Here is a 26,523-nt window from a genome sequence, read left to right on the forward strand (position 1 = left end):
GCTCAGCCGATCTGCACGATCGCGTCCTGCGGCCACATCCGCCAGATCACCCATTCGCCGATCGCCGCCCGGTGCGTCGCCGGCGCCGTTCCCGATTCCCCGAACCGCAGCGTGAATCGCTTGCCGGCCAACCGCAGCGCGATCTCGAAACCCGGCCAGTGGGCCGGCACGCGCGGCGTCAGTGCGAGCTGGTCGCCGCGCACCGAGAGGCCCAGCAGCGTCTCTACCGCCGCCCGGTGCAGCCATGCGGCCGAGCCCGTGTACCAGCTCCAGCCGCCCCGGCCTGCGTAGGGTGCGGCGCTGTAGATGTCGCCCGCCATCACGTAGGGCTCGATCTCGTAGAGCGGGCCGCGCTCCGGATGGCGCGCGCGGTGCGCGGGGCTCAGTCCCTCGAAGGTGTCCCATGCGCCTTCGGTGTCGCCATTCAGGGCCTGCGCCATGAGCGCCCACACGGCGGCGTGCGCGTACTGGCCGCCGTTCTCGCGCACGCCGGGCGGGTAGGCCTGGATGTACCCCGGGTTGTTCGGCGAACGCGCGAGCGGCGGATCCAGCAGCCGCATCAGGCCGAGGCGTTCGTCGTGAAGGTGCGACTTCATGGACGCCAGGGCCACCCCCGTGTGTGTCTGGTCCGAGGCACCGGAGAGCACCGACCAGGCCTGCGCGATCAGGTCGATCGCGCATTCGTCGTTGATCGACGAGCCGAGCGGCGCGCCGTTGTCGAAGAAGGCGCGCCGAAACCAGGCGCCATCCCAGCCGGCGGCGTGCAGCGCGGCGATCCATCCCTGCCGGGCGGCCAGCCAGCGCTTCGCGCGTTCGCCCTCGCCGCGTGCCAGCGCGAAGGGGGCGAAACGCTCGACCACGCTGCACAGGAACCAGGCCAGCCAGACCGACTCGCCGCGGCCTTCGTGGCCGACCCGGTTCATGCCGTCGTTCCAGTCGCCGGTGCCCATCAGCGGCAGCCCGTGCAGGCCGGTCGCGAGGCTCTTGTCGATCGCGCGGGCGCCGTGCTCGTAGACGCTCGCGCTCTGCTCGCTGGTGCGCGGCGGGTAGTAGGCGTCCTCGGCACCCTCGGGGATCACCGGGCCGTCGAGAAATGACACGCGCTCGTCGAGCAGCGAGCGGTCCGCACTGACTTCGACGTAGTGGGCGGCGGCGAAGGGCAGCCACAGCAGGTCGTCCGAGAAATGCGTGCGCACGCCGGCGCCGCCGGGCATGTGCCACCAGTGCTGGACGTCGCCCTCGGGGAATTGCCGCGCCGCGTTGACGAGGATCTGCTCGCGCAGGCGCAGCGGGTCGGTCAGCGCGAAGGCCATCGCGTCCTGCAGCTGGTCGCGGAAGCCGAAGGCGCCGCCGGCCTGGTAGAAGCCCGCCTTGGCCCAGAGGCGGCAGGACAGCGTCTGGTACACCAGCCAGCGGTTGACCATGGCGTCGAACAACGGGTCGGGGGTGCTCACCTGCAGCCGGCCCAGCAGTTCGTCCCAGAAGCCGCGTGCCTGCGCCAGCGCTTCGCCGATGTCGCGCTGCTGCCAGCGCCGCGCCATGTCGACGGCGGCCTCGGCGCTGTCGGCATGTCCCAGCATGAAGCAGAAGCTGGTGCTGGCGCCGGCCGCCAGGCTGAACTCGCCGGCCACCGCCGCGCAGGCATCGAGGCCGCTGCCGGCTCGCCCGGCCAGGCTGTCGGGCAGCTCGATGCTGCCGCGTCCGGCGAAGAACTCGCTGCGGTCGCTGGTCCATTGGGTGGCCCCGCCGAGGCCGGCGATGGCGACAAAGCCACTGCTGCCGCCGAAGCCGGCACTCGATTCGCGCTGCTGACCGAACACGGCGGGCAGGTCTTCGGGCTTCCAGGTGTGGACCGTGCGCCGTTCGCCGCGGGCCGCGCCGAGCTGCCACTCGACCATCGCGACGGCGCGCAGCCGGCGCGCGCCGACGCCTTCGTTGCGCACCTTCACCTGGACCAGCTTGATGCGCTCCTCGCGATCGGCGAAGAAGGTGGTCTCGAGCACCACGTTGCGGTGCAGGCATTCGAACACCGTGTAGCCCTGGCCGTGCCGCACGCGATGCCTGGCCGCGGCGCCGCCCCGGCCGGCCGGCGTCAGCGGCAGCAGTTCGCGGCTGTCGAGGTCCTGCAGCAGGTAGTGCTCGAAGGCCGGGTCCTGGACCGGATCGTTGGACCAGGGCGTGACCTGGTGCAGGCGGCTGTTGGTGGCCCAGGTGTAGCCGGTGCCGGCTTCGGAGACCTGGAAGCCGAAGCTCGGGTTGGCGATGACATTGACCCACGGCCGCGCGGTGCGGCGATTGACGTCGACCTCGAAGCGGAATTCCCCGCTCTGCGCATCGAAGGCGCCTTGCGGCGCGCTCGCCGCGTCGGCCAGGTGCGCCATCGCGGGAAGCCGGGCGATCGCCAGCGGCGGCCTCGCCGCCGCGCCTTCGGACGGCGGGCCCGCCGATTCGCGCAGCGCCGCCACCTGGGACTCCAGCGTCCGTCCGTCGGCCGTGAAGACAGCCCGCGCCAGGCTCGACAGCGCGGCCTTCTCGGCCGGCGTCAGTTCGGCATCGCGCAGCAGGTAAAAGCCGGCCGCATCATTGCGCGGGAAGCTGTTCTGAGTCTGCTGCGCGACCCGGCTGCGCAGTGCCTCGATGTCGCGCTGCAGCGGCATCAGGTAGGAGTGTGGCTCGCCGTTGATCACCACCAGGTCGCAGGCGACGCCGCCGAAGCCCCACCAGGGCTGGGCCCGCAGCAAGGTGTCGACCAGGCCCACGCCGGCCGTCGAATGGATCGTCACGAGCACGATCGGCTTGTCGCCCGAGATGCCGAAGCGCCAGATCTGGCGCAGGTCGATCAGGCCGCGATCGCGCATGGTGCGCGGCGTGGTGTAGGTCAGGATGGTCGTGAGGTCCTGCAGCGCGAGATTCTTCGCCGGGTCGATGCTGAGGTCGCGCAGCCGCACCTGCGCCAAGGTGGCGGCCATCCGGGTCGCGCGCTCCACGTGCATCGGTTGCAGGTAGCGGTCGATGCAGGGCATCAGCGTCTCGATGCTGTCGCCGGCCGCGGTCGCGAAGGTCAGGCGCGCGCTGGCGCCCGGCGCGACCGACAGCGTGACCCGCAGGCAGGCGATCGGGTCGAGCCCGTTGACCGGCGTGCCGTCGGCGGCCAGCGGCTGGGCGTCGAGCGCGGGCTCGGCCAAGGTGCGGTTGCGTCCGATGAAGGCGCGGCGGTCGGTCATGCAGTCCACCGCCAGCACCTGCGCATCGACCGCGGCGACGAAGTGCGCGGCGGCCACCACCGGGTCGCCGTGCAGGCGCGGCTTGCGTGCCATCAGCAGCGCGCGCCAGCCCGGCTCCCAGCGGCTCTCGACGAACAGGTTGGCGAAGGCCGGATGGGCCTCGTCGGCCTTCGGGTTCGACAGCACCGGCTCGAAGTACGAGATCAGTTCGAGGATGCGGGCCTCGCTGCCCGTGTTGTGCAGTTCGACGGTGCGCAGCTCGGTGTCGTCCTCGGGGCTGATCAGCACCGTGGTTCGCGCCTGCAGGCCCGGGCCGCTGGCTTCGAACTGCACCTGGTCGGCCAGGAAGCGCGCGCCGTAGCGCCAGCCGGGGCCCGGCGCCGGGAGCGCGGTCAGCGAGGCCAGCGCGTGGGTCTGTGTGTCGCGCACATAGAAGAAGCTGCCGTAGCCGTCGCGCAGCGGATCGTCGCGCCAGCGGCTGACGTTGAACGAACGCCAGCGGCTGACGCCAGCGCCGTTGGCGCGCAGCGCCACCGTGTAGCGGCCGTTCGACAGCAGATGGGTCGGCTGGAAGCCGGCGCCCATCGGATCGACCGTGCGCGGCTGGAACACCGGCGCCGCCTCGCCGGTGGCCGGCTCGGGCGGCGTGCGCGGATCGGCGCTGCCGATGATCTGGCGCGGCGTGCGCTCATGCAGCAGGGAGGCGTGCGCCTGCACCAGCGGCGCGCTGCCGAACCAGCGCCGCGCCGCGCCGCCGCGCACCGCGTTGCACAAGGCCACCAGCGACATGCCCTGGTGATGCGCCATCACGTTGCGCACCACGGTGAAGGCCTGGCCATCGGTCTGGCGCGAGACCGTGAAGTCGACCGCGTCGTAGAAGCCGAACTCCCCGCGCGCCCCGAGCGATTCGAGCCGGCGCAGGTTGGCGACCGCGTCGACCGGCGCGATCGCCGCCGCCATGGCGCTGGCATAGGGCGCCACCACGCGGTCGGCCGGCGGCGTGCGGCGCAGTGCGAGCCGCGGCACGCCGAAGGGCGAGTACTGGTAGGCGAGCGAATGGTCCTGCGCGAAGTAGGCGGATTCGGAGACGCCCCAGGGCAGGCCCTGGGCGTTGCCGAAGACCTGCTGCTCGCCGATCGCGGCGCGCATCGCGACCTCGAGCAGCCCGCCCTCGGGCTCGGCCATCACCAGCGTGGGCATCAGGTACTCGAACATCGAACCCGACCAGGACTTGAGCCCCGGCAGCACGCCGACCGACAGGAACGGCCGCCCGAGCGCCATCCAGTGGCGCCGCGGCACGTCGCCCTTGGCGATCGCGAGGAAGCTCAGCAGGCGCGCCTCGGAGGCCAGCAGGTCGTAGTAGCTGGCATCGAGCAGGTTGTCGTCGACCCGCAGCCCGATGTGGAACAGGTGGCGCTTGGTGTCGTAGAGGCCGCTGAAATCCATCCCGGCGCAGAGGGTCTCGCAGCGCACGGCGAGCGCCTCGAGCGCTGCGGCCTCGGATGCGTCGCTGCCTTCGGCGGCGAAGCCGCGGCAGGCCTGTGCCACGGCGATCAGGTGGCCGGCGAGGTTGCCGCTGTCGACACTGGACACATAGGCCGGCGGCAGCTTCTGCAGGTTCCGGGTGTCATACCAGTTGTAGAGATGGCCCTGGTGCTTGTCGAGCCGGTCGATGGCGTCGAGCGTGGCGGCCAGCCGCCCGGCCAGCGCCGGGGTGCCGATCCAGCCGAACTCCCGGGCGCAGCAGCAGGCCAGCAGGTACATGCCGATGTTGGTCGGCGAGGTGCGGTGCGCGACGGTCGGCTCGGGCTCGAGCTGCAGGTTGTCGGGCGGCAGGTGATTGTCTTCGGGGCCGACGACATGCTCGAAGAAACGCCAGCAGTCGCGTGCCAGTGTCTCGAGATAGCGCTGGTGCTCGGGTTCGAGGGTGCTCGCGGACCCGGTCGGTGTGCGGCTGCTCCACCAGGCCGCCAGCGGGGCCAGCGCCCACAGCGCGAAGAGCGAGGCGCCGAGCCAGGGGTGCGGGCTCCGGAGCGATGCCAGCGCGAGCGCGATGCAGGCTGCGCTGCTGAGCGCCGAGCCGCGCACGAAATCGATCAACGCGTAGCGCGCCTGCGCCTGGGCCTGCGCGGCAGTGGTCCATTCGAGCAGATGCCGCCGGCTGGCCAGCAGCCTCCATGCGGCCCGCGCGCTGGCGTCCAGAAGCAGGCGTGCCTGCGCCGCCAGTTGCACGAACTGCCAGCACGCGCCGGCCATCGCGCGCAGCAGTTCGGTGCCGCCGACATCGAAGAAATGCGGCAGCTCGATCGAGCGTCGGGTCGGCACCAGTCCCGCCAGCGCCCCGAGCAGCGGGCCGAGCACCAGGGCCGATGCGACGGCGGCGAACGCCCACGACAGTGGCAGTGCGTCCGTGAAGAGGACCCAGGCGAGCAGCGCCGCCGAGGCCGGCACCACCAGGGCGCGCCGCAGGTTGTCGCTCATCTTCCAGAGCCCGAGTGCGTCGATGCCGAAGCGCCACGGGCGCAGCATCAGCGGCAGCAGCTGCCAGTCGCCGCGGGTCCAGCGATGCACGCGCGAGGCGGCCACGCCGGCGTGATGCGGATGGTCCTCGACCAGCACCAGGTCGCTCACCACGGCGCAGCGCGCCACCGTGCCTTCGAGCAGGTCGTGGCTCAGCACCGCGCCGTCGGGCAGCCGGCGGTCGAGCGTGGCGTGCACCGCCTGGACGTCGAGCAGCCCCTTGCCGGTGAAGGAACCGGTGCCGAAGACGTCCTGGTAGATGTCGGAGGCGCTGTTGCTGTAGGGGTCGAGGCCGCACTGGCCGGCGAACATCCAGTGAAACGGGGAGCGCTCCTCGCGCTCCGGGAACGGTGTGACGATGCGCGGCTGAAAGATGCCGAAGCCGGCCGTGACGCGCCGGCCGGCGGGGTCGGTCTGCGGCGCGTTCAGCGGGTGCGCCGCCACCGCCACCAGCTCGCGCAGCGTACCGGGGGGCAGGCCGGTGTCGCTGTCGAGCGTCATCACGTAGGGAATGCGGTCGGCGAGCCCGGCGCCGCCGGCTTCCGCCACGAAGCCGCTGGCGTCGCCGGTGGCCAGCAGGCGCAGCAGCATCTCGAGCTTGCCGCGCTTGCGCTCCCAGCCCATCCACCGCTGCTCGGTCTCGGACCAGGTGCGCGGCCGGTGCAGCAGCAGGAAGCGCGCGCCGGCGCCGGGATAGGTGTCGTTGAGCGCGCCGATCCGGCGCAGGGCGTCGTCCAGCAGCAGCGAATCGCCGGGCATCGACGCCTGGTCGGCATCGGCCCAGTCGGTGAGCAGCGCGAACTGGGCCTGGTCTTCGCGGTTGGCGAGCCAGTGCAGCTCGAGCCGCCGGGCCAGCTGCGCGTTCGCCTCGATCGAGCTCAGCATCGAAGGCACCACGACCAGCACGCGGTGCGCCGGTGGAATGCCGTCGGCGAATTCGAGCCTTGGCAGGGCCCGGACCCGGGTCGATTCCGCGACGATGCGGTGCACCAGCGCGATCACCGCTTCGGACAGCGGCCAGGCGAGCAGCACCAGCGCCACCACCGCGGTCCAGGCGGCGTCGGGCCAGCCGTTGCGATTCAGACCGTGGACCGCGGCGGCCAGCAGCAGCGAGGTGCCGGTGGCGATGGCCGCCAGGTAGAGCGCCAGGCGCCAGTTGCGGGGCTGGCGGCGGTGCCGCACCGCCGCGGCCTTGTCATCGCTGCGTGCCGGTGCGAGCGCGGCGACCAGTTCCGGGCGGCCTTCACCGAACAGGTAGTAGCCGGCCGTCCGTTCGGCGCTCGACCCGCGGGCCGGCTGCGCGACTTCGGGGACGTCGGCATCGGCGGCGGCCTGCAGCGCCAGTCCGACCACGGCCTGCGCCACCTCGCGCTCCGTTTGCCTGGTGCTTCGCGCCACCTGTTCCATCGCCTGCGTGATCTGCTGGCGCGTGATTTCGCTCTCGCTGCCGAAGCTCGGCAGCTCGCGCAGCACCCGCAGCGAGCGGCTCACGGGCTCGATCAGGTCGGCCCAGTCGACCTGGCCGATCATGCGCAGCGTCGTGATGATGTTGCCGACCGTGAGGTTGGCCGCCGCCTGCGCGGATTGGGCGTCGGCGATCAGCGCCGGGCCGTTCGGGCAGTGCTGCTCGCACCACTTGACGAGCGCGGGCGGATGCTCGCCCTGTTCGACCGGCAGCCGTTGCCAGAGCTGGGTCAGGTAGCTGTCCTGCATGCCGCGGCTCTGCAGTGCGCGATACAGCACGTCGAGTTCGTGCGACGACAGCGAATCGGCCGCGTCCCAGGCCGCGTGCGCCACTTCGCGCGCGACCTTGTTCTCGGCGATGCTTTCGGCGACCCGGCGCAGGTTCTCGAGCAGCACCACGCGCAGCGTGGTCGGCAGCGCCCACAGTTCGCCGAGCGTGAGCTCGTCGATGTCCTGGTAGGCATCCAGGAAAGCCGTGAACAGCGTCTTGTTGAGGACGCTGTCGGTGTGCGCCACGTAGGCCCAGGCGATACCGTAGACACGCGGCAGCCCGGCCAGCGGCGGCACCGCGAGCTTCGGCAGGCGCGCGTAGTAGCGGCGCGGCACGCCTTCGCGGATCTGCTGCAGCTGCGCCTCGACCAGGTGGAAGTTGTCGAGCAGCCATTCGGCCGCTGGCGACACATAGCGCCCGCTGCGCGAGATCAGCGCGATGTAGTCGTAGGCGCTGCGCAGCGAGTCGAGGTTCTTGTCGACCCGCGGAAAGAAGGGGTGGCCGTCGCCGCGCGCATCCGCGGACTGCACCACCTGCGCCCGTGCCAGGCTGTGGCCGTGCTGTGCGAAACGCTGGGCGCCGAACAGCTCGGCGCGGATCGGCGCTTCGACCGGCTCGTGCGGCCCGAGCAGGAGGGCGCGCGCGTACTGACTGAGGGTGTCGAGCCGGTCGACGACCGCCGCGGCACTCAAGCGAACGCGAACAGTCCGATGGCGAGCACGCCGGCCACGCAGGCCATGGTCACGATGCGGCCAGCGACGACGGATCGCACCTGCTGCAGATGGCTGCGGACCGCGAACCATCGTCCCTGGGCCCGTGCGCAATGCCGCATGTGCGAAGCCAGCGCGTCGAAGTCGCCGCTGACGAAGTCGATCGGGGAACGGACAAGCGATTGCGGGGATGACATGGCGGAGTTTTCCTGTGAACGACCCTGAAGCCGCCGCGCGATTGCGAGAGCTGTGAACGTGGGGGTCAGGGTACTCCCTCTGCCATGGCCTTTATTTCCGCTTGGCCGTGAATAGGTGTAGGAGATCGCGGACAGTGTCCGCTCGCGCCAGTTCAGCCGGTGTTGCGCAGGCCCGCCGCCACCCCGTTGATCGACATGTGGATGCCCTTCTGCAGCCGCTCGTCGACCTGGCCCGCGCGGTAGCGGCGCATCAGCTCGACCTGCAGGTGGTGCAGCGGATCGATGTAGGGGAAGCGGTGCCGGATCGAACGCTGCATGTCGGCGTTGCCTTCCAGGCGCTGCCTGGCGCCGGTGATCAAGGTCAGCGCGTCGGAGGTACGGTGCCATTCGGCCTCGATCATCGAGAACACCTTCTGCCGCAGCTTCTTCTCGGCCACCAGCTCCGAGTAGCGCGAGGCCAGGGCCAGGTCGCTCTTGGCCAGCACCATGTCCATGTTCGACAGCAAGGTGCGAAAGAAGGGCCACTGCGCGTACATGCGCTGCAGCAGCGCCTGGCGTTCCTTGCGCGCGGCCGGGTTGGCCGCCTGCGCGAGGAAGCGCTCGATCGCCGAGCCGAAGCCATACCAGCCGGGCAGCGTCAGGCGGCACTGGCCCCAGCTGAAGCTCCAGGGTACGGCGCGCAGGTCCTCGATGCTGCGGCTCGGATTGCGCGAGGCCGGGCGCGAGCCGATGTTGAGTTCGGCGATCTCGCGGATCGGCGTGGCGCTGAAGAAGTAGTCGCCGAAGCCCGGCGTCTCGTAGACCAGTGCGCGGTACGCGGCCATGCTGGCCGCCGACAGTTCGGCCGCCGCGGCGACGAAGGTGGTGGGCGCGGCCTTGGCGGTCGGCAGCAGCGTGGCCTCGAGCGTCGCGGCCACCAGCGTCTCGAGGTTGCGGCGGCCGATCTCGCTGTTGGCGTACTTCGAGCCGATCACCTCGCCCTGTTCGGTCAGCCGGATCTGGCCGCGCACCGTGCCCGGCGGCTGCGCGAGGATCGCCTGGTAGCTCGGACCGCCGCCGCGCCCCACGGTGCCGCCGCGGCCATGGAACATGCGCAGGCGGATCGCCACGCCGCTGTGCGCATTGAGGTCGTCGAACAGCGCCACCAGCGCCAGCCCGGCGCGGTACAGCTCCCAGTTGCTGGTGAAGATGCCGCCGTCCTTGTTGCTGTCGCTGTAGCCCAGCATCACGTCCTGCTCGGCGCCCGAGCGCTGGATCAGCGCGTGGATGCCCGGCAGCGCGTAGAAGGCGCGCACGATCGGCGCCGCGTTGCGCAAGTCCTCGATGGTTTCGAACAGCGGCACGACGATCAGGTCGCAGGTGGCGTTGTCGGCGAGCGTGCCGCGCAGCAGGCCCACTTCCTTCTGGAGCAGCAGCGCCTCCAGCAGGTCGCTCACGGTCTCGGTGTGGCTGATGATGTAGTGGCGGATCGCCGCGGTGCCGAAGCGCGCCCGCGCGGTGCGGGCGGCGGCGAAGATCGCGAGCTCGCTCCTGGCGAGCGCGGAGTAATCGGCGTCGGGCACGCGCAGCGGCCGGGCGTCGTCGAGCAGGCGCAGCAGCAGCGCCTGCTTGTCCTCTTCGGACAGCGCGGCGTAGGCCGGCTCGATGCGTGCGGTGGCCAGCAGCTCGGCCACCACCGCTTCGTGCTTGTCGGAGCTCTGGCGCAGGTCGACGGTCGCCAGGTGGAAGCCGAATACCTCGACCGCCCGGATCAGCGGATGCAGGCGCGGCGCGGCGAGCACGCTGCCGTGCTTGTCGGCCAGCGACTCCTCGATGGTGTGCAGGTCGGCCAGCAGTTCCTCGGCCGTGACGTAGGGGTTCTGCGGCCGCACCGCGTGGCGCGCGGCCTCGCCGCCCGTGAGCTCGCGCAATGTGGCGGCGAGCCGCGCGTACATGCCGGTCAGCGCCCGGCGGTAGGGCTCGTCGACCCGGTGCTCGTTCTTGTCGGGCGAGCGCTCGGCCAGCGCCTGCATCTCGATCGAGACGTCGACCAGCCCGGCCGACAGCGACAGTTCGCCGCCGAGGTAGTGCAGTTCGGTGAGGTAGTGGCGCAGCGCCAGTTCGCTCTGGCGCTTGAGGGCGTATTCGAGGGTCTCGGCGGTCACGTTGGGATTGCCGTCGCGATCGCCGCCGATCCACTGGCCCATGCGCAGGAACGGCGCCACCGCAGGCACGCTGCTGCCATGGGCCAGGGCCTTCTCGAGCTCGGCATAAACGCGCGGAATCTCGCGCAGGAAGGTGGCCTCGTAGTAGCTCAGCGCGTTCTCGATCTCGTCGGCCACGGTGAGCTTCGAAAAGCGCAGCAGGCGCGTCTGCCACAGCTGGGTCACGCGGGTGCGCATCTGGCGTTCGTTGTCGGCGTACTCGATGGGCGTCAGCGCGTCCTTGCTCCCGGCGAAGGCGCGCTGGCGCAGCGCGATCTCGTCGCGCGCCGTGAGCAGCTGCGCGATGGCGCGCTCGGCGTCCAGGATGCTCTTGCGCTGCACTTCGGTCGGGTGCGCCGTGAGCACCGGCGAGACATAGCTGTGGGCCAGCGACTCGACCACCGCCTCGGGCTTGATGCCGGCCTTGCGGATTCGCGCCAGCGCCGTCTCCAGACTGCCCTCGGCGCTCTCGCCGGCACGCTCGGCCTCGGTGCGGCGGCGGATCTGGTGCCGGTCCTCCGCCAGGTTGGCCAGATGGCTGAAGTAGGTGAAGGCGCGGATCACGCTCACGGTCTCTGCCGCGCTGAGCCCTTTCAGCAGGTTTTTCAGGGCCCGGTCCGCGGCGTGGTCGGCATCGCGCCGGAAGGCCACCGACAGGGTGCGGATCTTCTCGACCAGCGCGTAGCTCTCGTCGCCTTCCTGTTCGCGGATCACATCGCCCAGGATGCGCCCGAGCAGCCGGATGTCAGCAATCAGCGGCAGGTCTTCGTCACGGGTCCGGCGCTTCGCGGCAACCGGTGCGGGGCTCGTCTTCATTCGAAACTTCTCCTCGGGGACTGGGGATGCGCCGACGTTGCTGCGGCGCAACATGCTAGCATCCTCCGGTCTCTTTCTCATTTGGAAAACGGTCTTGAGCAACATCGTGATCGCCACGCGCGAAAGCCGCCTGGCCATGTGGCAGGCCGAACACGTCAAGGCGCTCCTGCAAGAACAGGGCCACACGGTCGAACTGCTGGGCATGACCACCCGCGGCGACCAGATCCTGGACCGCTCGCTCAGCAAGGTCGGCGGCAAGGGCCTGTTCGTCAAGGAACTCGAAACCGCGCTCGAAGACGGGCGTGCCGACATCGCGGTGCATTCGCTCAAGGACGTGCCGATGGACCTGCCCGAGGGCTTCGCGCTGGCCTGCGTGCTCGAACGCGAAGACCCGCGCGATGCGCTGGTGTCGCCGCGCTACGCCTCGCTCGCCGAGCTGCCGCAGGGTGCGGTGGTCGGCACCTCCAGCCTGCGTCGCGTGGTGCTGCTGCGCGCGCTCAGGCCCGACCTGCGCATCGAGCCCCTGCGCGGCAACCTCGACACCCGGCTGCGCAAGCTCGACGAGGGCCAGTACGACGCCATCGTGCTGGCCGCCGCCGGGCTCAAGCGGTTGGCGCTGGAAAGCCGCATCCGCGAATGCTTCGAACCCGACACGATGCTGCCGGCGGCGGGGCAGGGTGCGCTCGGCATCGAGGTCCGGACCGAGCGGGCCGATCTGCTGGCGCTGCTGGCGCCCCTCGACAGCCGCCGCGACGGCCTCGCGACCGCCGCCGAGCGCGCCGTCAGCCGCACGATGGGCGGCAGCTGCTCGATGCCGCTGGCGGCCCACGCGCGCTGGCAGCCCGACGGCCGCCTGCGCATCGACGCCGCGCTGGGCGACCCCGAAGGCCTGACGCCGCTGGTGCGGGCCCAACTGGTGGCCGAGGCCGCCGATGCGGCCCAGGCCACGGCGCTGGGCGAGGCCGCGGCACGTCTGCTGCAGGGATGAGGCCTCTTTCGGTTTGTCCATGCTGCTGATCACACGACCGGCCTCGGAAGCCGCGCGCTGGGTGGACGACCTGCGCGCCGCCGGCGTGGACGCCGTGGCGCTGCCCCTGATCGCGATCGCGCCGCTCGAAGACCCCGCGCCGCTGCAGGCCGCCTGGCGGCGGCTGTCGGGCTACGACGCGCTGATGTTCGTCAGCGCCGCGGCGGCCGAGCACTTCTTTCGCGGCATCGACCTGCCGCTGCCTGCGCGCCTGCGCTTCTGGGCCACCGGTCCCGGCACCGTGCGCGGGCTGCATGCGGCCGGTGTGCCGCCGGCGGCGATCGACGCGCCGCCCGCCGATGCGGCGCAGTTCGATTCCGAGCAGCTCTGGGCCCGCGTGGCGGACCAGGTTCGTCCGGGCGTCCGGATCCTGATCGTCCGCGGCGGCGATGCCACGGGGCAGGCCACGGGACGTGACTGGCTGGCCCGCGAGATCCTGGCCCAGGGCGGCGCCTGCGATGCGGTGGCCGCCTACCGGCGCTTGCCGCCGCCCTTCGGCGAGGCCGAGCGCCGGTTGGCGGCCGAGGGCGCCAGCGGGGCCGCCGCCTGGCTCTTCAGCAGCTCGGAGGCGATCGCCAATCTGTGCCGCCTGATGCCGGCCGCCGACTGGCAGCAGGCCCGTGCGCTGGTCACCCACGAGCGCATCGCCGAAGCCGCGCGCGCTGCCGGTTTCGGCCGCGTGGAGGTCTCGCGTCCATCGCTGTCGGCCTTGGTCGCGTCGATAGAATCCCTGGCATGAGCGACGCTCCCGTCTTCAACGAGCCCTTGCCGGAACCCGCATCGCGCGCGCCGGTGCCGGCTGCGTTGCCGCTCGGCCATTCGGCCGCGGCGGCGCTGCTGTCGCGGCTCGCGTTCGGCCTGCTCGCACTGGTCGCCGTGGTGGCCCTGCTGATGGCGCTCGCGCTGTGGCAGAAGGTCAGCGGCATGCAGGAGCAACTGGCCCGCCAGAGCGCGGATGCCTTGGCGCAGTCGTTGGAGGCCCGCACCCTGGCGCGCCAGGCGCAGGAGGTCGTGCGCGACACGGCCGCCCGGCTGGCGCTGGCCGAGACCCGGGTCGGTGAAGTGGCGCTGCAGCGCTCCCAGCTCGAGGAGCTGATGCAGAGCCTGTCGCGCTCGCGCGACGAGAACCTCGTGGTCGACATCGAGGCGGCCGTGCGGCTGGCGCTGCAGCAGGCCCAGGTCACCGGCAACGTGCAGCCGCTGCTGGCCGCGCTCAAGGCCGGCGACACGCGCATCGCCCGGGCCGGGCAACCGCGGCTGGCGCCGCTGCAGCGCGCCATGCAGCATGACGCCGACCGGCTGCGCAGCAGCGCCAGCGCCGACAACGGCGAAGCGCTCCAGAAGCTCGACGAACTGATGCGCATGGTCGACGACCTGCCGGCGCTCAACGCCGTGGCGGCGCGCGGCGGCGGGCTCGACACCTTGCAGGTCGAGCCGCTGCCGGCCAATGCACCCTGGTGGCAGCGCTTCCTGATGATGGTGCGCACCGAGGCCCGCTCGCTGCTGCGGGTGGGGCGCATCGAGCGGCCCGAGGCGGTGCTGCTGACGCCCGAACAGACTTTCTTCCTGCGCGAGAACCTCAAGCTCAAGCTGCTCAACGCCCGGCTGGCGCTGCTGTCACGGCAGGTCGACACGGCGCGCGGCGAAATGGCGACCGTCTCGGCGGCGATCAACCGCTACTTCGATCCGGCCTCGCGCCGGGTCCAGGCCGCGGCCACGCTGGTGCAGCAGGTGCAGGCGCAGATCCGCACCAGCGAGCCGCCACGGGTCGACGAGACCCTGGCCGCGCTCGCCACGGCGGCCGCAGGGCGCTAGGGCGGGCCTGAAGCCATGCGCGCCGCCCTCTGGTTCCTGGCCCTGTTCGGCATCGCCGCCGCGGTGGCGCTGTTCGCCGGCAACAACCAGGGCACGATCACTGTCTTCTGGCCGCCCTGGCGGGTCGACCTGTCGCTGAACCTGGTGCTGCTGCTGCTGTTTGCGGCCTTCGTGCTGCTGCACCTGGCGCTGCGCGGATTGGCCGCCCTGTTCTCGCTGCCCAAGCAGGCGCGCCAGTGGCGGCTGCAGCAAAAGGAGCGTGCGCTGCATGCGGCGCTGCTCGATGCCGCGGCGCAGTTGCTTGCCGGGCGCTTCTCCCGGGCCCGCAAGGCGGCCCAGGCGGCCCTGTCGCAGGAGCGTCGGCTGGCCGCGCTCGACGCCCGGCTGCCGCAGGCGCTGCAGGTCCGCGTGATCGCGCACCTGCTGGCGGCCGAGAGCGCGCAATCGCTGCAGGACCGTCCGGCACGCGATGCGCATCTGCAGCAGGCGCTCAACGAAAGCGCCGAGCGCGGCCCGCAGCTCTCGCCCGAAACGCGGGAGGGCGTGCAGCTGCGCGCGGCCCGCTGGGCGCTCGACGATCGTGACGCCCCGGCCGCCCTGGCGCGGCTCGGCGAGCTGCCGCTGGGCGCGCAGAGGCGCACGCTGGCACTGCGGCTGCGCTTGAAGGCCGCGCGCCAGGACCGGCGCACGCTGGAAGCCCTCGAGACCGCCCGGCTGCTGGCCAAGCACCGGGCCTTCTCGGAGGCGGCTGCGCAGAGCATCGTGCGCGGCCTCGCCACCGAACTGCTGTCGGGCGCCCACGATCCGGCCCAGTTGCTGCGCGCCTGGAGCGAGTTCGAACCCTCGGAGCGCGAGATGCCCGAGGTCGCCATCCATGCGGCCCAGCGGATGGTGGCGTTGCGCGGCGACCTGACCTTGGCGCGGGCCTGGCTGCTGCCGGTCTGGGAGCGCATGGTCCAGCATCCGCAGGGCCTGGGCGAATCCTTGCGCGTGAAACTGGTCCGTGCGCTCGAAGCCGGCCTCGACTCGGTCGATGCCGACTGGCTGGCACGCATCGAATCCGCGCAGCGGAACAACCCGCGCGATGCCAACCTGCAGTACCTGGCCGGCATGGCGTGCATGAAGCGCCAGCTGTGGGGCAAGGCGCAACAGTTGCTCACACAGGCCGGATTGGCCCTGCAGGACACCAACCTACATCGCAGGGCATGGCAGGCGCTGGCGCAACTGGCCGAAGCGCGCGACGACGCCGACCAGGCATCGGCCGCCTGGAAACGTGCGGCCCAAACAGAGAGCTCCTGAGCGCGGCTTACTGCTGTTGGTTCTGCTGCTATTGAATCAATAGCACCCGAAGCCGGGTCTTGCTGCATTGCAAGATTGCACCGGCTTGGAAAATGCCCGGAATCGTGCTATTTCAGCATCGTGTAGGACAATTTCTCTGCCTTATGCTCTAAGCCGACAAAGGGTTTGAAACCCGCGCCCATACTGATGTACAGTCGTAACTGTTTGCAAAAGTATTCATTCCAGGGTCACGATGCGGAGCTGCACTTGAAGCATTTTTTACTACATGTCGCGCTGCTGGCTTCGGTGGGCTTGCTGGTTCAAGGCTGTGCGCCGCTGGCGCCGGGCTTCAGTTCAGCGAGCAATGATGCCGCGTCGGCCGTTTCGCCTTCGGGCTTTTCCACGGCCGACATCGATCCGCCGCCAGCGGGTGCCTTGACCGAAATTACCCCCGAACTGATCCGGGCTCAACGCGCGGCCACCCAGGCGACGACGCTCGGTCCCGAAGTCATGAAGCTGGTCGGCGAGACCGGGCCATATCGAATCGGGCCCGGCGACGTCCTGGGTATCGCGGTCCTGGACCACCCCGAGATTTCCTACAGTTCGGGCGCCCCGCCCTCTGGCGGGGGCGACGGTGCCAGCGTGGCGGCTGCGCCCGGCTACATCGTTTCGGCCACGGGCCAGTTGAGCTTTCCGTACATCGGTTCGCTGGTGGTCTCGGGCATGACCATCGAGGAGGCGGAGGCCGCCCTCGTCAAGCGCCTGTCGCGCGTCTACCGGGACCCGCAGCTGAGCGTGCGCGTCAACGCCTTCCGCAGCAAGCGCGCCTACATGGACGGTGAGATCCGGACACCGGGCCTGATGCTCTTCAGCGACATCCCGATGACGCTCGCGGAGGCGCTCAATCGCGCCGGCGGCGTGTCTCCCAACGGCGACCGTTCCGCCATCATGCTCACGCGCGACGGCAAGATGACGCAGCTCAATCTGGTGGCGATGGCGGATGCCGGCATCGACCCCAGCCGCATTCCCCTGAAGCCGGGCGACATGCTGTACGTGCGCAGCCGCGAAGAAAGCAAGGTCGTGGTGATGGGTGAGGTGACGACTCAAATGGGCGTCCTCATGCGCAACGGCCGGCTCAGCCTGAGCGATGCCTTGATCGAGGTGGGCGGCGTCAACCTGAACACGGCCAATCCGCTGCAGATCTATGTGATCCGCAACGAAGCGAAGGGCGGCCAGTCGATCTTCCATCTCAACGCACGCACGCCGACGGCCATCGCCATGGCCGATGGCTTCGCCCTCCGGCCGAAGGACGTGGTCTATGTCGATCCGGTGCCGCTGGTGCAGTGGAACCGGGTGCTGAACCTGATCCTGCCATCGACCTCGTACGGGTATTCGTATCTCTATCGCGGCGGCAGCACCTCCGGCAGCCGATAGCGGACCGATCGTGACCATCCGGAACATCCTCGTCGTGTGCATCGGGAACATCTGCCGCAGTCCGATGGCCGAAGGCCTGCTCGCCGCGGCGCTGCCCGATGCGCAGGTCGCGTCCGCAGGGCTGGCCGCCATGGTGGGGGAGCCGGCGGACGAGATCGCGCGCGACCTGATGCGCCAGCACGGCATCTCCATCGAATCGCATCGCGCGAAGCAGATCGGCCTCGATGCCTGCCAGCGCGCCGACCTGATTCTGGTCATGGACGGCAAGCAGCGCCGGTCGGTCGAGGAGCGCTATCTGTTTGCCGCCGGCAAGGTATTTCGCCTGTGTGAGTTCAGCGATCAGGACGTGCCGGACCCGTATGGTGCCGGTCGCGCCTCTTTCGAGCGTGCGCTGACGCTTATCGAAGACGGCACCCAGCAATGGGTCCAACGCATTTCAAGAGTATCCAGTCGATGAATTCCACACTCACCCCCAAATCCAATCCCAGTTCGTTCGATACGGCGGAGGAGCAGGATTTCAACATCGGGCACTACATCGAAGTGCTGGTGGCGAACAAGTGGCTCATCGCCTTCATCACGCTGGTCGTCTTCCTGGGCGGCGTGGTGTATGCGCTCCTCGAGCGGCCGATCTACGAGTCCACCCTGGTGATTCAGGTGGAAGATCCCGAAGGCAGCAAGGGGATCTTGAGCGAAGCCGGCGGCGCGCTGTTCGACGTCAAGACGCCGGGCTCTGCAGAAATGGAGATCATCCGGTCGCGCATGATCGCCGGCAAGGCGGTCGAGGCGATCAAGCTCTACATCGTGGCCAGTCCCCGCTACGTCCCCTATGTCGGCGGCTGGCTGGCGCGGCGATCGACGGGGCTCTCCGACCCTGGATTCCTCGGCTTCGGCGGCTATGTGTCGGGGCGGGAACTGATCGAGGTGTCGCAGTTCGATGTTCCGAAATCGCTGGAAGGTTCGCTCTTCACGGTGACCGCCCAGGAAGGCGGCCAGTACACGCTGGCCTCCCCGATGCTGTCCAAGCCCTTGAGCGGCACCGTCGGCGCGCCGCTGAAAGCGCAGACGGCGGCCGGGCCGATCGAGCTCACGATCAGCCGGCTGGCCGGCAAGCCGGGCGCCGAGTTCAACCTGCAGCGCCTCGGCACGCTGCCGACCGCGCTGGGGTTGCAGGCCGGGCTCGGGCTGAGCGAACGCGGCAAGTCCTCGGGCATCATCAACGTGACGCTGCAGGACAGCAATCCCGACCGGGCGGCACAGGTCTTGAATGCCGTGGGTGAGCAGTACGTGCTGCAGAACGTCGAGCGCAAGGCGGCCGAAGCGCGCAAGACGCTCGCCTTCCTGGATGTCCAGCTGCCCCAGTACAAGCGCCAGATGGAAGCGGCCGAAGAAACCTACAACCGCTTCCGCAACCAGAAGGGGATGGTCTCCTTCACCGAGGAGGCGTCGTCGGTCCTTGCCCAGGCGGTCGACCGCCAGAGCAAATTGCTGGACGCCGAGCAGCGTCGGCGGGAACTCGAAGCGCGCTTCACCGCCAATCACCCGCTGGTGCAGACGCTGGATGGCCAGATCGCGGCGCTGCGCTCGGATATCGCCAACGTCCAGATCCGCATCAAGGGGCTGCCGGCCCTCCAACAGGAAGCGGTGCGCATGGAGCGCGACGTCAAGGTGAACACCGAGCTCTACCAATCCCTGCTCAACAACGCCATGCAGCTGCGGCTGGTCAAGGAGGGCAAGGTGGGCAACGTCCGGGTGCTCGACGAGGCGATCCCGCCGTCGTACCCGATCAAGCCGAACCGCAAGGTCATCGTCGCCTCGGCGCTGGCACTGGGCCTGTTCCTCGGCATCTGCGCCGCCTTCCTGCGAAACGCCTTCATCGAGCAGCGCCTGCGGGATCCGCACGAGGTCGAGGCCGACATCGGCCTGCCCGTGTTCTCGACCATTCCCATGAGCCCGGCGCAGGAGGCGATCGCGGCGCGGCGCCTGAGCGGCGCGACCGGGGTGCGCCTGCTGACGATCGAGAAGGCCGACGATCCGGCCGTCGAAAGCCTGCGCAGCCTGCGAACCGCCATGCAGTTCGCGATGCTCGAATCGCCCAACAACCGGGTGCTCATCACCGGACCGACGCCGGGCGTGGGCAAGAGCTTCGTCGCCGCCAATTTCGCCGCGCTGATGGCCGCTGCCGGCCGCCGCACGCTGTTGATCGACGCCGACCTGCGGCGCGGCCACACGCATCAGTACTTCGGCCTGCAGCGCCATGGAGGCCTGTCCGAGCTGATCGCCGGCAGCTTGACGATTCAGCAGACCGTGCACCGCCAGGTGGTGCCCAGCCTGGACTTCCTGGCGACCGGCCAGTTGCCGCCCAACCCCGCCGAGCTGCTGGTGTCGGACTCGTTCAAGTCGAACCTCGAACGCCTCTCCGAGCAGTACGACCTGGTGGTCATCGACGCGCCGCCGGTGCTGGTCGCCGCCGACACCAGCACGGTGGCGACGCACGTGGGCACCGTGCTGCTGGTGGCGCGCGCCAACCTGTCGACGATGGGCGAGCTGAAGGAGAGCACCCGACGCCTGGCCATGGGCGGCAAGGCGGCGACCGGCGTGCTGCTGAACGGCATGAACGTCAATCGCAGGACCTACGCCGCCTACAAGTACGGCCGCTACCGCTACACCAGCTACAACTACGAGAGCATCCTGCCCGAAGAGCAATAGCTCGCCCCCAGGTTGCCCGGCACTTCGTGTCCGGGCGCCTCGAGTCGCTGCCAGAGGCAGCGGCCCTTCGGAGCAGTCCAAGCCTGCGCAGGCAGGCTTGGAGCCGCGGCTCCTCAGCCCCCTACCGGGGGCAACACCAGCGGCCCGGCAAAGCCGGTTCCGCGGTGTTTCACCAGCTAGAGCCGGGCTTCGCCGGCTCTTTTTGTTGTGGGGATGCCGATGCAGGCTTCGAGGTCCCTCTCGAAACGGGCGAGCACGGCGTCGCGGTCGAAGTTGGCTTCGGCGAAGGCGCGGGCGCGCAGGCTCAGTTCGCGGCGCAGATCGGGCTGGGAGGCCAGCGTCAGCACCGCATCCGCGAAGGCGCGGGCGTCGTCCGGGGCCACGGCGATGCCGCATTGCGAAGCGACTTTGCCGAGTTCGGTTTCGGGCCTCGCGCCGGCGACCACCGGGCGGCCGCTGCTGAGCATGCCGGTGAGCTTGGACGGCATCACGAGGTCGGCAGCATCCGCGCGCTGCGGCAGCAGATGGATGTCGGCAAGGCCCAGCAGGTCGCCCAGGCGCTCGACCGGCTGGAGGTCGAGGAAGCGCACGTTCGCGAGCTTCTCGCAGCGCTGCATCAGGTCGGCGCGGCCGGCGCCGTTGCCGCAGAACACGAACTCGAGACCAGGCCGCCCCTGCAGCAGCTGCGCCATCTCGGCCAGCAGCTCGAGGCCCTGCTTGGCGCCCATGTTGCCCGAATAGAGCGCCACCACGGCATCGTGCGCGATGCCCAGCTCGGCGCGATAGGGGCTGGCCGCCCGCAGTGGCTGCACCGCCGACACGTCGGCCCAGTTCGGCAGCGAGACCAGCCGCTCGGCTTCGGTGCCCTTGCTGCTGGCGCGCTCCATCATGTGCGACGAGATGGTCGAGATGCGGTCGAAGCGCCGCATCAGGCCGCGCTCCGTCGCGGCCACGATCGAACGCACGCGGTCGCCCTTGAGCAGGCCGAGCTCGAACGCCGCGTCGACCTCGTAGTCCTGGATGTGCAGCCATGCTTTCGCCGAGCGCAGCCGGGCGAACGCCAGCGCCGCCGGCGAGCAGAACAGCGGCGGCTCGGTCACCCACACGACGTCGGGCTTCCAGCGCCATTGGGCAAGCAGCGCGGGCAGGCTCGACAGCGCAAAGCTCGCCAGGTGGACCAGCCGCTTCAACCCGGTCACCTTGCGCGGCACCCACAGCGGGGTGCGAAAGACGGTGGCGCCGTGCCAGTCCTCGCGGGCGTAGCGCGATCCGCTGTAGCCCGGCCGGACCGACCAATGCGGGTAGTAGGGCGGGGCTGTCACGACGCGGACCTCATGCCCCCTGGCCGCGAGCCAGGCCACCATCTCGCCTGTGTATTTGCCGATCCCGGTCAGTTCGGGTGCGAAGTTGATTCCGTAGACGAGAAGTTTCATTGACCCTCGGGCAGCATGGCAGCCTTGGCAGGGCGCGGATCGGGCGGCGGCGCAGCGCTGCCCGACCCCGGCGCTCGTTCACTCACGATCCGGACCAGCCCTTGCGCCACCTGCTCGACCTGGAAGCGATCGCGGAACGACTGCCGGGCCGCGAGCCGCATGGCCGCGGCCTCGGCCGGCGTCAGCGCCAGCCAGCGCTGCAGCGTGTCGACCGTGCCGGCCAATGTGTCCGGGGCCACCAGGCCGGCGCCGTCCTGCACGATCTCGCGCCAGATGTTCACCTTGTCGCTGATCAGGACGGGCTTGCCACAGGCCAGCGCCTCGACCACGGCGATGCCGAAGTTCTCCTGGTGCGAGGGCAGGCAGAATGCGTCCGCCGAATGGAAAGCGCCCCATTTGAGGTCGCCCTGCAGCATGCCGGTCCAGGTGATCCGCCCTGCCACGCCGAGTTCGGCGGCGCGATTCTGAAGTTGCGCCACCAGGCGCTCGTCGCCTGGCCCGGCCATCACAAGTCGGAGTCCCGGCGAATCGGCAGCGACACGGGCGAATGCGTCGACCAGCAGGTCGCCGCCCTTCTTTTCGTGGATGCGCCCGAGATACAGCAGCGAGCGCTGGCCCCGAAGCTCGGGAAAGCGGGCCAGGAAGGCCTCGCTCAGGCCGGCGGCATCCGAAGGCGGCTCGGAGGTGCCGTACGAGCCGACCACCTCCCGGGCGCGGTAGAGCCAGAAGGACTGGCGGGCGAGCAGGCGTTCTTCCTCGCAGGTGAAGATCACTGCCGCCGCATCCCGCAGCACGCGGTACTCCGCCCAGGGCCAGTACAACCACTTTTTCAGGTGCTTGAGCGGATAGCGTCGCTTGAACCACGGATCGAGCATGCCGTGGGTGTAGACGAAATAGGGCGTGGGCGCCGAACGCAAGGCCCGCCAGGCCGCGAAGCTGGCGTATTGCCAAAGGCCGTTGACGATCACCGCGTCGTAGCGGCCGGCGTGGGCGCGCAGCCACGCGACCGCATCGGGGTTGTACTGGTAAGCGCCGCGCGAGGGGCCCAGCGGGTGGAGCGGCGCCGGGCACTCGCGAACCCAGGGTGCCGATGGATCGTCGAGCGACACCAGCTCGCTCTCGTGGCCGAGCGCGACCAGCGCCTCATGGATGCGCAGCACGCCCTCGATCGCACCGCCGGCGCGAGGATCGACCTTGGGAATCAGATGGAGGAACTTCACGCGGATGGACGGCGAGGAGCAAAGAACTCGACCGTCGGATGCCGGAACACGAGCAGGCCGAAAGCCAGCATGAGTCCCAGCAGGCCGTGGGCCGTCAGCTGGCCGATGGCCGACCAGGTCAACAGCGCGAGCGTGACGACCGCCCACAGCAGGATCGGGTAGGCCGAGTGCAGGCGCCTCGACAGTCGCCAGGCCTTGCGGACACCCATGACGATGACGCCCACCTTGAAGACGGTGAACACGTAGCCGATCAGGCCGCCCTCGAGCAGGATCCGGCTGGCCTCGACCTCGGCCAGCGCGAAGGCGCCGGTGCTGCCGGTGCGCACATAGTTGGCCAGGTTGGAGCCCAGTCCGATGCCGTAGCCGATCCAGGAGAAGTTGTCGAACGCCACGGATTGGCCGATGAAGATGGTGAAGATGCGGCCCCAGAACGTCTCGACCTCGGCAGCCTCCTGGAACCGTTGCTCGGTGATGGCGATCGCACCGCGGAAGGCGTAGAGCAGAACGGCGAGCAGCAGGATCCCGGCAATGACGCCCACGATCGCCCCGGTCCTGGACTTGCTCCGCGCCAGCAAGAGCCGGCCGATGAAGTAGGCGACGATCACCAGGCCCGACAGGATGACGGCGGCGCGCGAGCCGCTCACCATGCTCGAGACCACGAAGGCGGCGAACAGCGCCGCCGCGAACAGCGTCTGGCGCCCGGGCCGCTTGCGCGCCCCGACGACCGCGAACACAAGCGGCGCCATCAGCGCCAGGTAGGTCGTGAAGCCGGCCGTGAAGCTGAAGGTGCCGGTGGTCCGCACGACGTCGGCGATCACCAGGAAGATGTCGGACTCATCGCCGTCGATCTGGTTGTTGATGCGTGCGCCCGGAGGAGAGAAATGCTGCAGCACGGCCAGCGGGGCCATCAGCAGCAAGCTCCAGGCCGCGACCCTCAGCGCAGCCCGGTAGTCGGCTTCGTTCATCGTGGCGGCGGCGGCCACCCCGAACCAGATGTACAGCAGCCAGAAGCGCAGCCCGATCAGCAGCACTGTCGGCGAACTCTCGCCGACGACGAGTTGCAGCAAGCCCCAGGCGATGACCAGGCATGACCATGCGAGCAGTGCCTGGGTGATGCCCTTCTGCCGCCGCAGGGCGCCGTTGCGCAGGGCATAGGCGATCACGTAGATTGCCAGCAGGTCACGCACCAGCAACATCGGCAAGGTGGCCGACGAGGCCACCCATTTGCGCACCGCGCCCTCCAGCACGACGATCAGGAACACCGCGATGAAGGCCTTGCCCGCACGGGTTATCGACGCCGGCCGCGCCGCTGCGTGCGAGAAGGAGGCGGTCGTACTCATTGAACAAATTCCTCGAACAACTCTCCGGCCCGCTGTCGATAGCTGGCCCACGAAAAGGCATCGCCGGACTGGCGCGCCATGGACCGGGCCGCATGCAACTGCTCGGGCCTTTGCGCCAGTTGCCGCAACTGTGCGTGCAACGACTCCACCCCCGGCTCGACGATCCAGCCACTGCCCGGAAAGGCCTCGATCATCGCCTTGGCGCCGGTGTTCGTCGAGACCACGGCGGGTGTGCCGCATGCCATGGCCTCGGCGACCACCATGCCGAACGAATCGAAGCGCGAGGGCAGCAGCAGGCAGTCGGCGCGCGCGAGAATCGAGAACAGCTCGCCCTGCGGCACGTTCGGCGTATGGCGGGCATGGGGCGTGGCCAGGACCGCGCGCAGCAACTCGGCGTCGGCGACGCCGCCGACGAACTCCAGGTCATAGGCGATGCCTTCGGCATGCAGCCGCCGGAAGGTGGCGACGATGCTGTCGATCGACTTGAGCCGGCTCAGCGCGCCGGCGAAGACGAAGCGCGGCGGGCCGTCATGGGCCTGCCAGCCGGGCAGGCCGAGCGGCCGCTCGGCGCCGAGCATCATGGGCCGGACCTTGTCGGCCGGCACGCCATTCGCGGTGTAGCTCTCCGCGGCAAGTGGCGAGCAGGTCAGAATCAGGTCGGCCAACCGGATCTCCTCGTCCTTGCGGCGATTGATCTCAGGCGTGTAGGGGGTCGCCGGCGTGCCCAGCAGCCGGGCCGCGGTCTGGTGGTGGAAGGCGGCCGCATCCAGCACGCAGCGCGCGCCGATCGCCTTGGCTGCCTGGAAGGTGTGGAAGGCCGCGTTTTCGTAGGCGACGACGACCTTGGGCCTGAATTGCCGGATTTGCCGCGCGGCCCAGTGGTCGAACCAATGGAACACGCGGTGGACCACGTCGGAACCCGGTATGCCGAGATTCACCCGGTTCGACATCCGCAGGGCCAGCTGAAAGCGCGCCGGATGGCGCCGCAGCGCGCGCGGGATGTCGACGGTGCGGACCTTCGAGCGGTAGCCGGCGGGCAGCCACCATGGCAGCGTTTCGCCTTCGGCCACCACCGGCACGCCGGACCAGAACGACTGCAGCAGCGAACGCTCGTACAGCGCCAGGGCGAGCTGGTGCGAATGCTGCAACCCGGGATGGGTGACCAGGACCGGGGTCATGGCCGCGGCTCGACGCCGTGCACGGGCGAATTCGCCGGACCGGCCGGATCGGCACGGCGTCCGATCCAGGCCTCGAAAGGCGGGAGCAGCGCGACCGGGTCGTAGCAGAGGTCGGCGGGGCGTGCGTTCAGGCGGATGACCGCCGGATTGCCGGTGGCGACCGCCAGCGGCGGCACGTCCTTGGCGACCACCGCGCCCGCGCCCACCACCGCACCGTAGCCGATCGTGACGCCCGGGAGGATGGTTGCACCGACGGCGATCCAGGCGTAGTCGTCGATGCGTACCGGTTTCTTGAAAGACCGCCAGCCCGGATCCCCGACATGATGGCTGGCCGTGAGGATCGTGACCCGGTCGTTGATGACGACGCGCGATCCGATGCGGACCTGGTCGAGGGCGACGATTTCCGTCGAGCCCGAGATGAAGCAGTGCTCGCCGACGCTCAGATGGGCGGCCGGGCCCTTGAGCGCGAAGCGGTCGAGGATCGACAGCGCGCCCACCTGGACCCCGCGGGCGCGGAAACTGCGCCGCGCCATGACGATCTTGAGCAGCGCGACGGAATGCAGGGCCCGCTTGGCCCAGACGATGCACCAGCGCCGCGATCCGAGCGCCGGGCGTTCGCGCAAGCTCCACAAGTAGCTGATATCGCTCACGAGGAAACCTCCGTGCTGCGCACTGCGGTGCGAGCCCCCTTCGGAGCGGCCGGGCGGGGGCTCATCGCGTGGCCTCGCTGCGCATCGCCCTGAGGGCGGCGACATGGGCATCGACGCAATGCGGCTCGTACCATTGGCGCGCCTGGCGGCCGACGGTGCGTGCGTCGACGTTTTCGAGCGCGGCGAAGCCGGGCAAGTAATTGAAGTTGGCGACCAGCCCGTCGTGCGGCCGGTAGTCTTCCCACAGCAGGATCGGGCACAGGCCGTGGGCGCTGTAGGCGGCCAGCACGCCGCTCTTCGAGGCGTAGTCCAGGGGATACGAGAGGGCGCCATAGCTGGCGCCTGAGAGGGCTTGGCTGACCGCCTGCGCCGACAGCTTGCCGTGCACGACGGCCTTCTCCTGGACCAGGCGCTGCGCCAGTTGGGCATCCTGCAGCGGCGGTCCGATGTCGTGAATGACCAGGCCCCTGCGGCGAGCGCAGTCGAACACTTCGCCACCGGCCCATTGATAGACGTTGGCGCGCACGCCGGGACCGCCGAAGACGACCAGGTGCGGCGCCCTGTCGGCGTCGATCGATGCCGGCTCGCCCACGTTCGAAAACACGGGCAGCACCCGATGCGGTGCGGCGCCGCGCCGCGCCAGCAGCCAGCGGCCGGACTCCTCCCGGTTGGTCAGCCAGAAATCCGAGAGATCGAGCAGTTCGCGGGCAATCCGCTTCTGCCAGGCGCCGAGCCAGAAGGCGGAACCCCATGGCGGACTGGAGGCGTACAGCTCGTGGAACACCACGCCGAAGGCCTGGAAGCGGCTGCGCAGACGGCGCACCTGCTCGACCAGCCAGAGCGGCACGCCGCGCTTGTGGTAGCCGTAGCCGCTGAAATGCAGCAGCAGGCAGTCGCCCGAAAGCGACGAGATATCGGTCGTGCGGGTCATCTCGAACGGAGGCGCCTGCAGCGACTGGCCGATCACGCTCGCATAGTCCCGCACGCCGCCGGAGCCCGGCGGAACGAGGGATAGAAAGGAGGCGCCCATGGTGGGAATGCAGCCGCTACGGGCCGC

Annotated in this window: 16 protein-coding genes; 7 read left to right on the forward strand and 9 right to left on the reverse strand. The window is 69.9% G+C overall.

Translation table 11 applies throughout. From position 1 onward, the window contains the following. Positions 1 to 2: 2 nt before the first annotated feature. The 3 genes from QTI17_RS27975 to ppc form a co-directional block, all read right to left on the reverse strand. A complete protein-coding gene (locus QTI17_RS27975) occupies positions 3 to 8,171 on the reverse strand; it encodes a GH36-type glycosyl hydrolase domain-containing protein (RefSeq protein ID WP_286536931.1) in 8,169 nt (2,722 codons plus the stop codon). Then, complete coding sequence (locus QTI17_RS27980) at positions 8,168 to 8,386, reverse strand: hypothetical protein (protein WP_286536932.1); 219 nt, start codon at positions 8,384 to 8,386, stop codon at positions 8,168 to 8,170. Before QTI17_RS27980 ends, QTI17_RS27975 begins: the two co-directional genes overlap by 4 nt. Positions 8,387 to 8,538: 152 nt before the next feature. Then, positions 8,539 to 11,385: a phosphoenolpyruvate carboxylase gene (gene ppc / locus QTI17_RS27985; protein ID WP_286536933.1), complete on the reverse strand. Its 2,847-nt coding sequence runs from the start codon at positions 11,383 to 11,385 to the stop codon at positions 8,539 to 8,541. Between the two features lie 52 nt (positions 11,386 to 11,437). Between ppc and hemC the strand changes: the two genes are divergently transcribed. The 7 genes from hemC (at position 11,438) to QTI17_RS28020 (ending at position 19,645) form a co-directional block, all read left to right on the forward strand. Then, positions 11,438 to 12,373: a hydroxymethylbilane synthase gene (hemC, locus tag QTI17_RS27990; protein WP_286536934.1), complete on the forward strand. Its 936-nt coding sequence runs from the start codon at positions 11,438 to 11,440 to the stop codon at positions 12,371 to 12,373. Positions 12,374 to 12,392: 19 nt separating this feature from the next. Beyond that, positions 12,393 to 13,151 (forward strand): uroporphyrinogen-III synthase, encoded by a 759-nt coding sequence (locus QTI17_RS27995; RefSeq protein WP_286536935.1) that lies wholly within the window; start codon positions 12,393 to 12,395, stop codon positions 13,149 to 13,151. Further along, the gene (locus QTI17_RS28000; RefSeq protein ID WP_286536936.1) at positions 13,148 to 14,227 is read left to right on the forward strand and encodes a uroporphyrinogen-III C-methyltransferase; all 1,080 of its coding nucleotides are present in this window, start codon (positions 13,148 to 13,150) and stop codon (positions 14,225 to 14,227) included. The genes QTI17_RS27995 and QTI17_RS28000 overlap by 4 nt, the downstream gene beginning before the upstream one ends. 15 nt (positions 14,228 to 14,242) lie before the next feature. Continuing rightward, entirely contained in the window at positions 14,243 to 15,526 is a 1,284-nt protein-coding gene (locus tag QTI17_RS28005) for a heme biosynthesis protein HemY (protein ID WP_286536937.1), read from the forward strand. A 246-nt stretch (positions 15,527 to 15,772) separates the two neighbouring features. After that, complete coding sequence (locus tag QTI17_RS28010; protein WP_286536938.1) at positions 15,773 to 16,939, forward strand: polysaccharide biosynthesis/export family protein; 1,167 nt, start codon at positions 15,773 to 15,775, stop codon at positions 16,937 to 16,939. A 16-nt stretch (positions 16,940 to 16,955) separates the two neighbouring features. Then, positions 16,956 to 17,396, forward strand: a complete 441-nt coding sequence (locus QTI17_RS28015; RefSeq protein WP_286537038.1) for a low molecular weight protein-tyrosine-phosphatase — start codon at positions 16,956 to 16,958, stop codon at positions 17,394 to 17,396. Then, complete coding sequence (locus tag QTI17_RS28020; RefSeq protein WP_286536939.1) at positions 17,393 to 19,645, forward strand: polysaccharide biosynthesis tyrosine autokinase; 2,253 nt, start codon at positions 17,393 to 17,395, stop codon at positions 19,643 to 19,645. Before QTI17_RS28015 ends, QTI17_RS28020 begins: the two co-directional genes overlap by 4 nt. Before the next feature lie 176 nt (positions 19,646 to 19,821). On the opposite strand, the gene QTI17_RS28025 is transcribed toward QTI17_RS28020, so the two are convergent. The 6 genes from QTI17_RS28025 to QTI17_RS28050 form a co-directional block, all read right to left on the reverse strand. Then, positions 19,822 to 21,078, reverse strand: coding sequence for a glycosyltransferase WbuB (locus tag QTI17_RS28025; RefSeq protein ID WP_286536940.1), 1,257 nt, complete (start codon positions 21,076 to 21,078; stop codon positions 19,822 to 19,824). Further along, the gene (locus tag QTI17_RS28030; RefSeq protein WP_286536941.1) at positions 21,075 to 22,298 is read right to left on the reverse strand and encodes a glycosyltransferase; all 1,224 of its coding nucleotides are present in this window, start codon (positions 22,296 to 22,298) and stop codon (positions 21,075 to 21,077) included. The genes QTI17_RS28025 and QTI17_RS28030 overlap by 4 nt, the downstream gene beginning before the upstream one ends. Beyond that, positions 22,295 to 23,638 carry an O-antigen ligase family protein gene (locus tag QTI17_RS28035; protein ID WP_286536942.1) on the reverse strand — a complete coding sequence of 448 codons (1,344 nt, stop codon included), beginning with the start codon at positions 23,636 to 23,638 and terminating at the stop codon, positions 22,295 to 22,297. The genes QTI17_RS28030 and QTI17_RS28035 overlap by 4 nt, the downstream gene beginning before the upstream one ends. Then, positions 23,635 to 24,816 carry a glycosyltransferase family 4 protein gene (locus QTI17_RS28040; RefSeq protein ID WP_286536943.1) on the reverse strand — a complete coding sequence of 394 codons (1,182 nt, stop codon included), beginning with the start codon at positions 24,814 to 24,816 and terminating at the stop codon, positions 23,635 to 23,637. The genes QTI17_RS28035 and QTI17_RS28040 overlap by 4 nt, the downstream gene beginning before the upstream one ends. After that, a complete protein-coding gene (locus QTI17_RS28045; RefSeq protein WP_286536944.1) occupies positions 24,813 to 25,466 on the reverse strand; it encodes an acyltransferase in 654 nt (217 codons plus the stop codon). Before QTI17_RS28045 ends, QTI17_RS28040 begins: the two co-directional genes overlap by 4 nt. A 61-nt stretch (positions 25,467 to 25,527) precedes the next feature. Beyond that, complete coding sequence (locus tag QTI17_RS28050) at positions 25,528 to 26,496, reverse strand: hypothetical protein (RefSeq protein ID WP_286536945.1); 969 nt, start codon at positions 26,494 to 26,496, stop codon at positions 25,528 to 25,530. Positions 26,497 to 26,523: the final 27 nt, after the last annotated feature.

Source organism: Variovorax sp. J31P179 (assembly GCF_030316985.1).
Classification (GTDB): domain Bacteria; phylum Pseudomonadota; class Gammaproteobacteria; order Burkholderiales; family Burkholderiaceae_C; genus Variovorax; species Variovorax ginsengisoli_B.